The organism is Halarchaeum salinum (assembly GCF_039520965.1).
GTDB classification, from domain to species: domain Archaea; phylum Halobacteriota; class Halobacteria; order Halobacteriales; family Halobacteriaceae; genus Halarchaeum; species Halarchaeum salinum.
In genome coordinates this window covers 39251-51981 of sequence record NZ_BAAABL010000020.1, presented here as the reverse complement: position 1 = coordinate 51981, position 12731 = coordinate 39251, and the positions used below count along the sequence as shown (strand labels likewise).

Sequence of the window (12731 nt, the reverse complement as noted above, 5' to 3'; positions counted from 1 at the left end):
CACACCGATGGAACTCTACGACACCTATCTCGGGAACGAACGGACGGACAACGACGTCGCGGCGCGCGTCGAAACGAGCGAGGGCGACGCGGTTAGGCGCGTCATGCTCGACGAGACGACGCGACGGCGCTCGCGCTTTCGCACGACGGCGGATGACGGGACGGACGTCGGCGTCGTCGCGACGGACGCAGGGAGCCTCGAACCCGGCGACGTACTCGCGGGTGAGAGCGAACGCCTGCTTGTCGTCGGCCTCGCGGCACGGGAGGCGATCGTCGTCTCCATGACGGATGCGACGGCCACCGCGGAGACGATGGCACTCGCGGCAAAACTTGGGCATGTCGTCGGCAACCGGCACCGCGACCTGGCGGTCCGCGGGAGCGACGTCCTGATCGCCGTCGAGGAGTCGATCGAACGCCAGCGCGCGGAGATCGAGGGACACCTCCCAGAGGGGGCGACGGTCGGCGTCGAAGACGTTGACCCGACCCTGTTCGACGACGCGACGCCGGAGCACGAGCACGACAGCGGTGCGCACGGACACGGGGAGGGCGGCAGCGAGCACGGAGGCAAGGTGAACGGGCAGGAACGCGACGGGGAACACGAGCACGGCGATAACACCCACGAGCACATCCATGACGGCGACGACATTCACAAGCACGACGGCACGCACGGGCACACCCACGACGGCGACGCCCCCGCGAACGGCGTACGGACGCCGGGAGGTAGCGGGTCGTGAGCGACGTGGATGGGACCGAACCCGGCGCGCGCGCGAGGCTCGCCGCGTTCCGGCTCGCGGACTCGTTCCTCCCGGTCGGCGGGAACACGGTCTCGTACGGCCTGGAACAGTTCGTCCAGTCCGGGGCGATCACCGACGGCGACGACCTCCGCGAAGTGCTGGAGAGCTACCTCCGCCGGCAGGTAGGTCCCTGCGAGACGGTAGCGATCCGGGCGGCCCACGCGGCGGCGGACGACCTCGACGCGCTCGCACAGATTGATGAGACGCTACGGGCGACGACGCTCGCCGCGGAGTTCCGCGAGAGCGCGACGAAGGCCGGCCGTCGCCTCCTCGAAGTCGAGGCCCAGACGGGTGACGATCCCGTGATCGCGGCGTACGAGGAACGCGTGGCGAGTAGTGACGCACCGGGGAACTATCCGGTCGCGCTCGGGCTCGTGGCCGCGCGCCGCGGCATCGACGCCGAGGAGGCCTGCCTCCTGCATGCCCACTCCTTCGTGACCGACATGCTCGGTGCGGCCCAGCGCCTTCTGAGCCTCGGACACGTCACCGCCCAGCGCGTGCTGGACGACCTCGCGCCCGTCGCGGCGGACGTCGTCGCGGCGAACGAAGGGAGAGAAATCGACCGGATGGAGCCGTTCGCCCCGCTCGTGGACGTCCACGCGATGGAGCACGAGCGCGCCGACCGGCGGCTCTTCATGAGTTGAGGGATAGTTTTAGGCCGATGGGGGTCCTCGATACGGGCGAATGGTGAAATCGACCGTCCGGTTCCCGGAGGAGGTGCTCGACGCCGCCGAGGAGCTGGTCGAGCGCGGGCTCTTCACGAACCGCTCCGAGTTCCAGCGCTTCGCCGTCGAGTGCGTCCTCGAACAGGTCGACGAGGAGTACGAGCCGGCGATGCTGGACTACGACGAGCTGTACGCGGAGGTGTTTGCGGACGGCCCCGCGGACGAGGAGCCCGACGAGGGGTCGATGGACGACGAGTTCATCCAGACGGCCGCGCGCGTCCGCCAGTTGGCGATGCGCGGCGACGTCGAGACGGCGACGGACCTCGTCGACAGTCGGTATTCGCCGGCCGACCCGCGCGCGCTACTCCTGGAGGACCTGCTCGCGGAGTACCGCGAGTAAGCGCGGCGGACAGCAGTTACGCCAGTCGATCGCGGAGCGCTGCGCCGGTCGACGCGAGGAGCGTGACGGTCCCGTCGGGGGATCGAATCGCCGTCCCGTCGGCGTCGAGGGCGAGCGCGGCGACACGCTCCGCTGGAAGGTCAGACGCGTCGAGTTCGCTCGGCGATACGCCGGCGGCGAGCGTGGTCCCGTTCTCGACCGTGAGCGCGTAGCGGAGCGCGGGGTCGCGTTCGCGCGCGGCAAGCAGGATCTCGCCGAGATAGCCGGCATCGCCGAATCGGCCGTCCTCACCACCGGCGATATCGTCGAATCCCTCGGCGTACGGCGTCGCGCCCGCGGCGTCGGTCACAGACTCGATAGCGGCGAGGTTACGGACGGCCGTGGCGACCCCGTCGCGCGCGGCGTCGTTTCGGATCGTCGCAAGGTGATGGACGCTCCCCGTCGGGCCGCCGACGGCGTGCGGGTAGCGAATGGCACGCGCGACCACGTCGATCCCCGTCTCGACGGCGGTTTCGAGGTCGTCCCCGTGTGCGAGGCGGGCAGTGATCGCGCTGGAGATCGTACAGCCGGAGCCGTGGGTGCGTTCGGTGTCGATACGCTCGCTCGCGAACGTCCGGGTGCCCTCGTCGGTGACGAGGAGGTCGACAGCGCGCTCGTCGTCGGTATAGGGGTCGCCGCCGGTGAGGAGGACGGCATCGGCCCCCTGCTCGCGGAGGGTTTCGGCTGCCGCGACGGCGTCGCCGCGGGTCTCGATGGGTGAGTCGGTGAGCGTCGCGGCCTCGCTCGCGTTCGGCGTGAGGAGCGTCGCGTGCGCAAAGAGGGTGTTATAGGCCGCGGCGACGGTGTCGTCGGCAAGCACGTCACCAGCGGTGGCGACGAGGACCGGATCAACGACGAGCGGACCGTCGAAGTCGGCGACGGAATCGACGACGGCGCGGAGCGTCTCGGGCGTGCCGAGCATCCCCGTCTTCGCGGCGCGAACGTCGTAGTCGTCGGTGACGGCGTCGAACTGCGCAATGACGTCGTCCGGTAGAAGGTGATGGACGCCGTGGACGCCACGAGTGTTCTGTGCGGTGACGCTCGTGACGACGCTCGTGCCGTACGCGCCGCAGGCCTCCATCGTCTTCAGGTCAGCCTGGATGCCCGCGGCCCCACCGGAGTCGCTGCCGGCAATCGTGAGTGCGACGGGTGAGTCGACCGGGGCGGCGCGACGGGTCATGCGGCCACCTCCACGATGGCGTGCGCGAAAGCAGTGAACGACATACACGGGAGTATTACGCGGTGATACAATAGCGTAGTGGACGGCGGCTCGGTCGGCGATTCGTTCCGGGGCCGGCGGCTTTTCGTCGCCGCGGCTCCCAGAGTCGGCGTGGAGAACGCGAACCGGGGGTACGAGCGGCTGTTCGGCGACGACGCGCTGACGGTCGGGACGACGTTCCCGCTGACGGACGCCGACGAGGAACGCCCGGACGTTGAGCGTGAACTCGCGCTCGCCGAGCGCCTCGAAGCGTTCGGCTTCGACGCGCTGTGGGCGCGCGACGTGCCGACGTACTGGCCGAAATTCGGCGACACCGGCCAGACGTTCGATCCGTGGACGTGGCTGTCTCGGGTCGCCGGCCGAACGGACGACATCATACTCGGGACGGCGAGCGTCGTGCTCACGCTGCGCCACCCACTCCACGTCGCGAAGGCCGCGGCGTCGCTGGACCACCTCTCGGACGGCCGACTCGTGCTCGGCGTCGCCTCGGGCGATCGCCCACCGGAGTACGAGGCTTTCGGCATCAAGGAAGCCGAGCGCGGTGCGGCGTTCCGCGAGAGCGTCCGCGTCCTCCGGGCGGCGTGGCGCGAGGAGTACCCCGAGGTCGAGACTCGCTGGGGAACCCTCGACGGGACGCTCGACGTCGTTCCGAAGCCGACGGCCGGCGATCTACCGCTGCTCGCCACGGGGAACAGCAGACAGTCCCGCGAGTGGATCGCTGATCACGCCGACGGCTGGCTCTTCTACCATCTGCCCGAAGACACCCTGCGGAGCTATCTCGACGACTGGCACGACCGGACCGAGAAGCCGTTCGTGACGACGTGTACCGTTGATCTCGCCGACGACCCGGACGCCGATCCCGAACATGTGAATCAGGGATTTCGCGCGGGCGCGGCGTGGTTCCGCGACTACTTCCGTGATCTCGACGCGTGGGGCGTCGATCACATCATCGTCGGCGTACGCGGCGACGACCGCGAGCGGGCGTACGAGCGCTTTGCCGCGGTGGTCGTGGACGAACTGTAGGCGGACCGGCGACTACTCGATCGGCCCGGCCAGCGCCCCGGACGGCCCCGGCATCCGCCGGAAAGCCATACGTTTTTCACGTAAAATATCCCTATGGGGGACATGAACACACGGGACGATCTCGTAGTGCCCGAATCAACGGTCCTCGAAGCATGTGGTGAGACACCGCTCCCCGAGATGGGCGTCATCGAACAGGTGTGGGAGACGGACCCGATCCCGACGGACAATGTCGCGGCGCGCGCGGGCGACGCAGCGGCATCGCTGGCGCTGGCGGACGTGCCGAACGGTGGAGAAGTTGCCGTCGGCGTCGGGAGTCGGGGGATCGAAAACCTCCCGACGATTGTCGCCGCGGTCGTCGATCGCCTCGACGAACTAGGGTACGAGCCGTTCGTCTTCCCAGCGATGGGGAGCCACGGCGGCGCGACCGCCGAGGGCCAACGCGAGATGCTGAACGAACTCGGCGTCAACGAAGGGGAGATCGGGTGTGAGATTCGATCGAGCATGGAGGTCGTGCAGGTCGGTGAGACGCCCGATCGGGGTGTCCCCGTGGTCGCCGACGCGAACGCAGCGGCCGCCGACGCGATTCTCCCGATCAACCGCGTCAAACCGCACACCGACTTCGACGGCGACGTCGAGAGCGGGCTCTCGAAGATGATGGTCATCGGCATGGGTAAACAGCGCGGGGCGAAAATCGCCCACGAGTGGGCGCTCAACTGGAGCTTCCGGAATATGATTCCGGAGATCACCGACCAACTCCTCGATTCACTCCCGATCGTCGGCGGCGTCGCCCTCGTTGAGGACCAGTACGACGAGACGATGATAATCGAGGGCATCCGCCCGGACGGCTTCCTTGACCGTGAAGCCGAACTCCTCAAGACGGCCTACAATAACATGCCGACGCTCCCCTTCGACGAACTCGACATCGTCGTCTTCGACGAGCAGGGCAAGGACATTAGCGGACAGGGGATGGACACGAACGTCATCGGTCGCAGGCCGTTCGCGATCAACGAGCCGGGTCCCGACCTGCCGGAGATCAAGCGCATCTACACCCGCGGACTAACCGAGGCGACGCACGGGAACGCGATGGGGATGGGATCGGCCGACTTCGTCCACGCCGATGTCGCGGCGGAGCTGGCGAGTGCGACGACGTTCATCAATGCCATCACGGCGAGCACGACGCGCGGCGTCCGTCTTCCGCCGGTCGTCGAGACCGATCGGGCCGGCGTCGTCGCGGCACTCTCGACCATCGGCGTCGTCGATCGCGACGAGGTCCGCATGCTCCGCGCGGCGGACACGATGCACCTCGGACGGCTCTACGCGTCTAGCGCGCTCGTCGACGAAGCCCGCGAACGCGACGACCTCCGTGTCGTGGCGGAGCCGGAGCCGATCGCGTTCGAGGACGGGGCGTTCACAGCGCCATCACCCCACGACGGCTGATCGTGCCGGATCGGGGCGGAACAGTCGTCGAGTCCGTCGGCCGCCGTATCTCGCGGGTACGGGGGTTGAGAGCACACCAGAGGGCACCGACCACAATCGTTTTCTCGCCGCGGAAACCACTATTGAGTACAACCCGTGAATACCGAGTTCGGCACGTACCTCGTCACGCAGGGGAGCCGATCGCGCGGGCGGACGACGGAGGACGTCGTCGCGGCCGCCATCGACGGCGGCGTCGACATCGTGCAGTTACGCGAGAAGGGGGCGACGGCGCGCGAGCGCTACCACCTCGGACGCGCGCTCCGCGAACAGACGCGCGATGCGGACGTCACGTACCTCGTGAACGACCGCGTGGACATCGCGGCGGCCGTCGATGCGGACGGCGTCCACCTCGGCGACGAGGACCTCCCGATCGCCGCCGCGCGCGACGTGCTAGGCGCTGAGGCAATCGTCGGCCGCTCAGTCTCGTCGGTTGAGGCCGCACGACACGCCGTACAGGCCGGTGCGGACTACCTCGGCGTCGGGGCCGTCTACGCCACGGATTCGAAGGACGTCCACGAGGAACACGCGGAGATCGGCACCGAGACCGTCGCCGCGATCGCGGACGCCGTCGACGTCCCGATCGTCGGGATCGGTGGCATTACGGCCGCAAACGCACCGGACGTGATCCAGGCGGGCGCGGACGGCGTCGCCGTTGTCTCGGCGATCACCGTCGCCGACGATCCCGAAGACGCGACCCGCGAGCTCGCGAATGCGGTACGAGAAGCCACGACATCTATCGACCGATGACGACCGATTTCACCATCACCGACTGCCTCGGCACGATCCGGGACGAACAGCCGCTGATCAACTGCGTGACGAACGCCGTCACCGTCAACGACGTCGCGAACGTCACCCTTCACTGGGGCGGCCTCCCCGTGATGTCCGACGACGCCCGCGAGGTCGACGACATGGTCGCGGGCGCACAGGGCTGTCTCCTCAACATGGGGACGGTGAGCGAGGCCGGCGAGGAGGCGATGCTGACGGCGGGCCGTGCCGCGAACGAGCATGGCGTCCCGCTCGTCGTCGACCCCGTCGGCGTCGGCGCGACGCCGACCCGCGACCGCGTCGCCGAGGCGCTCGTCTCCGATCTCGATCCGACGGTCGTAAAGGGGAACTATGGCGAAATCACGGCGCTCGCGGGCGACAACGCGGAGGTTCGTGGTGTCGAATCCGTGGGCGAGTACGCGGACGTCGCGGAGACGGCGATGGCGCTCGCACGCGACACCGCCGCCGTCGTCGTCGCGTCCGGCGAAACCGACGTCGTCGCGACGAAAGAGGCGGCCTACGAGGTCACGGCCGGCGACGCCATGCTCGGACAGGTCGTCGGCACCGGCTGTATGCTCGGCGTGACACTCGCGACGTTCGCCGCGGCGCTCGACGATGTGGAACGGGCCGCGCTCGCCGGCACGCTCGCTTTCGGCGTCGCAGGCGAGGCCGCAGCGGCGGGCGCGTTCGGCGACTACGAGGGGCCGGCAAGCTATCGCGTCGCCTTCCTCGACGCCGTCGCCGGCCTCGACGGTGTCGATCACCCCGATACGGATGGACGGATCGAACGCGTCATCGAAGCCTGAGGACGTGAAAAAGCGGGCGAAAATCGACGTTAGTCGACGCGTGGAGGGAAGCGGGAAGCGCCGCTATTCGACTTCGATATGGTAGCCGCCCGATTCGTCCTCCTTGCCGAGCGTGACCGTGAGGACGCCGTTTTTCATCGTCGCGGAGACGGCGTCCGTGTCGATCGGTTCGGGAAGTGTCAGCCGGCGAGAGACGGACTGACCGTGGCGTTCCCGGCGGACGTACGTCGACTCGTCGTCGCCGTCCGTCTCCGTTTCGGCCGTCCGCTCGGCGGTGATGGAGAGCGAGCGATCCTGCACGCGGACGTCGACGTCCTCCTTCTCGAAGCCGGGGAGGTCGACGGTGACGACGAACTCGTCGCCTGTGTCCTCGACGTCGGCGGCGAACCCGGTCGCGAGCGCGTCGCCGCCTTCCGATTCGATCATCTCGGCCGCGTCCTCGAACTGACGATTGAGTCGATCGAAGAGTCGGTCGATGTCGTCGAAGGGGTTGCGACGTGGCATACACTGGAGGGGACGGGCGGATCGAATATAGGGATGACGGCGGCGAGAAGACAGATGAGAAGGCGACGGGATCGTCGGTGAACGTCGTGGCGGCAGTCGCGGCTCGCAGGGCACACCGAGGCCCGCAGCGTTTTCGGGCCGACGGACGTAGGCGCATTCGATGAGCGACTTCCACCGACTCGGCCTCGGCACGTATCGGAACACGGACCCCGACGCGTGTTCGAACGCCGTCGAGACGGCCCTCGAAACAGGGTATCGCCACGTCGACACCGCGCAGATGTACGACAACGAGTCGCACGTCGGACACGGGATCGCCGCCGCCGACGTCGAGCGCGACGACGTCTTTCTCGCGACGAAACTCGACACGGACAACCTCGTTCCGGACGCGGTTCACGAGTCGACCGCGGAGAGCCTGGAAAAGCTCGATACGGAGTACCTCGATCTGCTCTACGTCCACTGGCCGATCGAGACGTACGACCCGGCGGAGACGCTCCCGGCGCTCGACGAACTCGCAGAGGCGGGAACGATCCGTCACGTCGGGCTCTCGAACTTCACGCCCGACCTCCTCGACGAGGCGATCGAGCGCCTGGAGGCCCCCGTCTTCGCCCACCAGGTCGAGATGCACCCACTCCTCCAGCAGGACGAGCTCCACGAGCGCGCGCTCGCGGACGACCACTGGCTCGTTGCCTACTGCCCCGTCGCACGCGGCGAAGTCGCGGACGTCCCCGAACTCGTCGAGATCGGCGAGAAGCACGACGCGACGCCGTATCAGGTGTCGCTCGCGTGGCTCCTCGCGAAGGAGAACGTCGCCGCGATCCCGAAAGCCACCTCGAAGGCCCACATCGTCGAGAACTACGGCGCGCTCGACGTCGACCTCGACGACGAGGACATCGCGCGGATCGACGGAATCGAGCGCGAGGAGCGACTCGTGGACTTCCCGGCGGCCCCCTGGAACAAGTAAACTACGTCCAGCCCGCGCGTGCGAAGTAGTCGGTAATCGGTGCCGGATCGACGTCGTAGCGTGCGGCGAGGGCGTCGGTGTCGACCCCGAGGAGCGCTCCTTCGTTGGCCCACCGGTAGAACGCGGTGAGTGAGCGTGGGGCCGCGGTCGGCCCCTGCGGATCCGCCTCTATCGAACGATCGAGGACGGCTTCGAGGGCGTCCGCGACGTCGTAGAGCGAGTACGCCCCGGAGACGACGGGGAGGCGTTCCCCGTCGGGTGGACGCTCGTCGGTGAACGCGGCGGCGGCCGCTCGACCGACGTCGCGTGGATCGATCAGCGGAACGCGAGCGTGTCCGTCGAGGGGGAACGGGACGCGGCACTCCGCGGCCACGGCGTCGCGGGCGCGCTCGAACGCATCGAGAGGAATGCCGGGGCGTAACGAGACGTGTGTGACGCTTCGGGAAACGAGATCGGCGTCGATCCAACCGCGAACGTCGACAAAGGGGACGCCAGGGCGCACGTCGGCGTTGACGAGCGACGCGTGGACGACAGTTGCATCCGTGCGATCGGCGGCGCGGACGAGCGTCTCAGCCCGGTCGGCCGTGGTTCGCGCGTTCGCGCCGGGACCGCCGACAGCGAGGAAGAGGCCGTCGGCGTCGGCGAGTGCATCCTCGACGTGATCGAGTTGATCGCGTCGGCCGCGCGCGAGACGAACGCCGCGCTTTTCGAGGTCGGTAGCTGCCGTCGCGCCGGGGTCGCGGACGAGTGCCGTGACGTCGGCGGCCGTCTCGACGAGCGCAAGTGCGGCGGCGTAACCGTACCGACCGGTCGCACCGGTGACGAGGACACGCACGGCCGAACGAAGGGCGAGGTGCTACTGGGGGTTTTCGGTTCGACTCGGTAGAAGGGCGGAACGCGAGTGCACCGAGGCGCGACCCCGGCGTGTCCGCTGTTCCGGACCGCGCGTACACCACCGCGTCCGCAGTGTCCGCAGTGTCCGCAGTGTCTGCAGTGTCCGCTGTTCCAAGTCTTGATATGGAACGATCTGATCTACATGAGGGTTGTGGCTAGAACCCCCCCCCTCCACTTTGTCCGCAGTAACGGAGGGAAGAGAGGGGGGTAGAGAGGAAGTCTCTAGAGTAGCGATAGAACTAAGGCAAGGAAGGAAGAATAGTATCCGTAGTACAGCTTGAAGAAATAGTAGTATAGTTGATGTTTTTGACATTTGTTTTCTCTCCGCTTCATTTATTGAATCATTCTATCGGAAGTAATTCTCCACCCTCTTCCTCGGCAAATACTACCTCATCCTGTTCTCCCCCTCCTCCTCTTCGACGCATTACTGCGGACAAAGTGGGGGGAGGGTGTTCCCGCCGTACCCTCCCGGATCCCGTCTCCGAGAACAGCGGACACGGTGGGGTGTTCCCTATCCGACCCTCGATCCTGGGTCTGTCCATCGACCGGTACTCAGTAATCGGTCCCGACGGCACCGTCTCCGTCTCTCGCCGCCGGTATTCCCGGTGGATACGAAACTACACCAGCTCACTCGATTCGCCACCCAACACCAGCGACATCAACGAACCACGTATTCGCTCCTCTCGAACCTCGTTACTGCGGACATGGTGGTGTTGTCTCTCGTTCGCCATCGACTGCATATCGTACCACCACCGAGCAGTCGGTCGCTGAACCCCACTCGGAGTTCGGATCCGTACGGACCGACACCACCACGTCCGGAGTAGCTCGGCCCGTCTGGGGTAGTTCACCTCGGCCGACCGTCGGCTCTGCGCACCACCCGAGCGCTGCCCCCGAGATCGCCACGATCTACGTCACTCGATCGAAACGTGGACTCACTCACCCCTCGTCCTCGCCGTCCTCTCGCGGAGCTGATCTCGCCGCCTTCTCGCGAAGACGACCGACGCGTTCGTCGAGGTCGGGATGCGTCGAGAACCATTTCCGGATGGGGGGTCGGTCGTCGCCGGCGTCATCGTGGATATAGAGCGGCGAGAGGATCGACCACGCGGGTTCACTCGCGCGTTCGATCTTCCGTAATGCCCGCGCCAGCGCGAGTGGATCGCCCGTGACGTCCGCCGCCCGATCGTCCGCGGCGAGCTCTCGGCTCCGCGAGTGGGCGTTGACGGCGATCGCGAGCGCGACGAGTCCGAGTGCGATCACGCCGTCGAGGGCGCGCCGCAGCGTTCCGAACGGGGTCCGCGCCCACGTTCCCGGTCGTCCGGTGAACCAGGCCCACGCCTTCGCCATCCCGGTCGTCAGTAGGACGGCCGGAAAAAGGACGATCGACAGGAGCCCCGTGAGGGTCTCCCCGAGACTGAACGCGAGCGTCTTGATCAGCCCGTCGTGGCTTTCGAGATGCGCGAGCTCGTGTGCAAGGATGGCTTCGAGCTCGTCTGCGGTGAGGAGACGGAACAGCGACCGATCGAGGACGACAACGCCGCTACCGACGCCGCCGAGCGCGAACGCGTTCGGCGTCGCCATCCGGCCGACGTAGAGGTCCGGAACCGGCGTCTCCATTCGCTCGCAGAGCGCTGTCGTCCGTTCGTAGAGCCCGGGCGCGCGTTCTCGTGCGATCGGCGTCGCGTCGAGCTGTGCGAGGAGCCGTCGCGTTCCGAACGCGTAACTGAGGTAGCCGAAGACGACCACACCGACGGTGACGATCGCGAGCGTCGTCATCAGGTCCGGTCGGGTCTCCCACAGGGTCACGAGCACCCAGTACGCCAGGGCCGCAGTGCCAGCGTAGCCGACGAGGAGCGCGAGCCCGACCGCCGCCATCGCCACTCGAAGACCGGGACGTCGCATCGCCTTCGCGTACGGCCGCTCGCGTGAAACCCGTTCCGGCAGCTTTGGTCGGTTCGTCCTCTCGGCCGACCGTTTGATGTCCGTTCGCTCGGTGTGTCAGGACGTGCCCGAGAACATCGATCGGTTCGTCGACGCGGCGCGCGAGCGGCTCGGTGACCACCTCCAGGCTGTCGTCCACGGTGACACCGAACACGAAGAGTACACTCTCGCGTACACCCAGTCGGCGTTCTGCGAGCGCTACGAGATCGAGGACGCCACGGACATCGTCGAGGAACATACACTCGAATGGATCGAGGTCCCGTATCAGGAGTCCTTACACCCCACGCTTGGCGACCTCGAAGTGACGATCCGTATCTACGAGGACGGCGTCAACGTCCACGGGTGGAGATGGGACGGTGAGTCGAGCATCGTTATCGTCTATCTCGACGACGACGTTTCGGATATTCCGTGGATCGTCGAGCAGATCGAGGGGCTCGACGAGACCGACGGCTAGCCCGCTCGCACCTCTCGGACTGGCCGTTCGGGACGGCGAGTAGCTGACGCGCTCGCCCGACGGCCGTTATGCCGACCGCTCGATTTTCGCTTCGAACGCTTCGCGCACCTTCTCGACCTTCGGCTGGGCGTGCATCGTGCAGTACGCGTCGTTCGGGTTCTTCGCGAAGTAGTTCTGATGATACTCCTCGGCGCGGTAGAAGGTGTCGAGCGCCTCTACTTCCGTCGCGACGTCGTCCGCGTACTCCTCGTCGAGTGCCTCGATGTACGCCTCTGCTCGCCCGTGCTGGTCCTCGTCGTGGGTGAGGACGATCGAGCGGTACTGTGAGCCGACGTCGGGCCCTTGTCGGTTCACCTGCGTCGGGTCGTGGATCGTGAAGAAGACCGCCAGTAGGTCGTCGTACGAGACGACGTCCGGGTCGTACTCGACCTGGACGACTTCCGCGTGACCCGTCTCGCCCGAACACACCGCCTCGTACGTCGGGTTTTCGGCGCTCCCGCCCGCGTATCCCGACGTGACGTCGGTGACGCCGTCGAGCTCCTCGAAAGCGGCTTCGATACACCAGAAACACCCGCCACCGAACGTCGCGGTCTCGCTGGCAGTCATACTTCCATATACGCTGTCCACCCGTATGTAGTTGGCGCGCACGTCCTTTCGATACTGTACCCGTCCATCCGCTCCCGCACTGGCCCCCTCTCGACAACTTCGAACCAAATACATCATTTCTCACAACGGTATGCGGAGCTGATTGTTAGACCGCGAAAACACTCTGATCCGGCCCTTCTGATGTGATT

14 protein-coding genes are annotated in these 12731 nt (G+C 67.0%); 9 read left to right on the top strand and 5 right to left on the bottom strand.

What is annotated here, in order from left to right; translation table 11 throughout:
- Nucleotides 1-7: 7 nt before the first annotated feature.
- From ABDZ36_RS01690 to ABDZ36_RS01680, 3 genes are read left to right on the top strand one after another with little or no spacing between them, the layout of a single operon-like run.
- Nucleotides 8-733, top strand: coding sequence for an urease accessory protein UreE (locus tag ABDZ36_RS01690; protein WP_211312439.1), 726 nt, complete (start codon nucleotides 8-10; stop codon nucleotides 731-733).
- Complete coding sequence (locus ABDZ36_RS01685) at nucleotides 730-1437, top strand: urease accessory protein UreF (RefSeq protein WP_343749181.1); 708 nt, start codon at nucleotides 730-732, stop codon at nucleotides 1435-1437. The genes ABDZ36_RS01690 and ABDZ36_RS01685 overlap by 4 nt, the downstream gene beginning before the upstream one ends.
- 40 nt (nucleotides 1438-1477) lie before the next feature.
- Nucleotides 1478-1858, top strand: coding sequence for a ribbon-helix-helix domain-containing protein (locus tag ABDZ36_RS01680; RefSeq protein WP_211312438.1), 381 nt, complete (start codon nucleotides 1478-1480; stop codon nucleotides 1856-1858).
- A 16-nt stretch (nucleotides 1859-1874) separates the two neighbouring features.
- Here the strand turns inward: ABDZ36_RS01680 and thiD are convergent, their stop codons facing one another.
- The gene (thiD, locus tag ABDZ36_RS01675; protein WP_211312437.1) at nucleotides 1875-3077 is read right to left on the bottom strand and encodes a bifunctional hydroxymethylpyrimidine kinase/phosphomethylpyrimidine kinase; all 1203 of its coding nucleotides are present in this window, start codon (nucleotides 3075-3077) and stop codon (nucleotides 1875-1877) included.
- Nucleotides 3078-3227: 150 nt separating this feature from the next.
- On the opposite strand from thiD, the gene ABDZ36_RS01670 reads away from it, so the two are divergent.
- From ABDZ36_RS01670 to thiM, 4 genes are all read left to right on the top strand, one after another.
- Nucleotides 3228-4139 carry a TIGR03571 family LLM class oxidoreductase gene (locus ABDZ36_RS01670; RefSeq protein ID WP_211312436.1) on the top strand — a complete coding sequence of 304 codons (912 nt, stop codon included), beginning with the start codon at nucleotides 3228-3230 and terminating at the stop codon, nucleotides 4137-4139.
- A 102-nt stretch (nucleotides 4140-4241) separates the two neighbouring features.
- The gene (locus ABDZ36_RS01665; protein WP_425545293.1) at nucleotides 4242-5576 is read left to right on the top strand and encodes a nickel pincer cofactor-dependent isomerase, group 22; all 1335 of its coding nucleotides are present in this window, start codon (nucleotides 4242-4244) and stop codon (nucleotides 5574-5576) included.
- Nucleotides 5577-5711: 135 nt separating this feature from the next.
- A complete protein-coding gene (thiE, locus tag ABDZ36_RS01660; protein ID WP_211312434.1) occupies nucleotides 5712-6362 on the top strand; it encodes a thiamine phosphate synthase in 651 nt (216 codons plus the stop codon).
- On the top strand, nucleotides 6359-7186 hold the full coding sequence (gene thiM, locus ABDZ36_RS01655; RefSeq protein ID WP_211312433.1) for a hydroxyethylthiazole kinase: 828 nt from the start codon (nucleotides 6359-6361) through the stop codon (nucleotides 7184-7186). Before thiE ends, thiM begins: the two co-directional genes overlap by 4 nt.
- A 63-nt stretch (nucleotides 7187-7249) precedes the next feature.
- On the opposite strand, the gene ABDZ36_RS01650 is transcribed toward thiM, so the two are convergent.
- A complete protein-coding gene (locus ABDZ36_RS01650) occupies nucleotides 7250-7690 on the bottom strand; it encodes an Hsp20/alpha crystallin family protein (protein ID WP_211312432.1) in 441 nt (146 codons plus the stop codon).
- A gap of 160 nt (nucleotides 7691-7850) precedes the next feature.
- Between ABDZ36_RS01650 and ABDZ36_RS01645 the strand changes: the two genes are divergently transcribed.
- Nucleotides 7851-8651 carry an aldo/keto reductase gene (locus ABDZ36_RS01645; RefSeq protein WP_211312431.1) on the top strand — a complete coding sequence of 267 codons (801 nt, stop codon included), beginning with the start codon at nucleotides 7851-7853 and terminating at the stop codon, nucleotides 8649-8651.
- A gap of 1 nt (nucleotide 8652) precedes the next feature.
- Here ABDZ36_RS01645 and ABDZ36_RS01640 read toward each other — a convergent pair whose 3' ends face one another.
- Together ABDZ36_RS01640 and ABDZ36_RS01635 are read right to left on the bottom strand one after the other, a co-directional pair.
- Complete coding sequence (locus tag ABDZ36_RS01640; protein WP_211312430.1) at nucleotides 8653-9486, bottom strand: SDR family oxidoreductase; 834 nt, start codon at nucleotides 9484-9486, stop codon at nucleotides 8653-8655.
- A gap of 995 nt (nucleotides 9487-10481) precedes the next feature.
- On the bottom strand, nucleotides 10482-11444 hold the full coding sequence (locus ABDZ36_RS01635; RefSeq protein WP_343749180.1) for a M48 family metallopeptidase: 963 nt from the start codon (nucleotides 11442-11444) through the stop codon (nucleotides 10482-10484).
- Nucleotides 11445-11547: 103 nt separating this feature from the next.
- Between ABDZ36_RS01635 and ABDZ36_RS01630 the strand changes: the two genes are divergently transcribed.
- The gene (locus ABDZ36_RS01630; RefSeq protein ID WP_211312429.1) at nucleotides 11548-11937 is read left to right on the top strand and encodes a DUF7522 family protein; all 390 of its coding nucleotides are present in this window, start codon (nucleotides 11548-11550) and stop codon (nucleotides 11935-11937) included.
- A 66-nt stretch (nucleotides 11938-12003) separates the two neighbouring features.
- Here ABDZ36_RS01630 and msrA read toward each other — a convergent pair whose 3' ends face one another.
- Nucleotides 12004-12543 carry a peptide-methionine (S)-S-oxide reductase MsrA gene (gene msrA, locus ABDZ36_RS01625; protein WP_211312428.1) on the bottom strand — a complete coding sequence of 180 codons (540 nt, stop codon included), beginning with the start codon at nucleotides 12541-12543 and terminating at the stop codon, nucleotides 12004-12006.
- Nucleotides 12544-12731: the final 188 nt, after the last annotated feature.

Coding starts and splice junctions, on each gene's coding strand:
- ABDZ36_RS01690 (WP_211312439.1), top strand. CDS start 8: ATGGAACTCTACGACACCTATCTCGGGAACGAACGGACGGACAACGAC.
- ABDZ36_RS01680 (WP_211312438.1), top strand. CDS start 1,478: ATGGTGAAATCGACCGTCCGGTTCCCGGAGGAGGTGCTCGACGCCGCC.
- thiD (WP_211312437.1), bottom strand. CDS start 3,077: ATGACCCGTCGCGCCGCCCCGGTCGACTCACCCGTCGCACTCACGATT.
- ABDZ36_RS01665 (WP_425545293.1), top strand. CDS start 4,242: ATGAACACACGGGACGATCTCGTAGTGCCCGAATCAACGGTCCTCGAA.
- thiM (WP_211312433.1), top strand. CDS start 6,359: ATGACGACCGATTTCACCATCACCGACTGCCTCGGCACGATCCGGGAC.
- ABDZ36_RS01650 (WP_211312432.1), bottom strand. CDS start 7,690: ATGCCACGTCGCAACCCCTTCGACGACATCGACCGACTCTTCGATCGA.
- ABDZ36_RS01645 (WP_211312431.1), top strand. CDS start 7,851: ATGAGCGACTTCCACCGACTCGGCCTCGGCACGTATCGGAACACGGAC.
- ABDZ36_RS01635 (WP_343749180.1), bottom strand. CDS start 11,444: ATGCGACGTCCCGGTCTTCGAGTGGCGATGGCGGCGGTCGGGCTCGCG.
- msrA (WP_211312428.1), bottom strand. CDS start 12,543: ATGACTGCCAGCGAGACCGCGACGTTCGGTGGCGGGTGTTTCTGGTGT.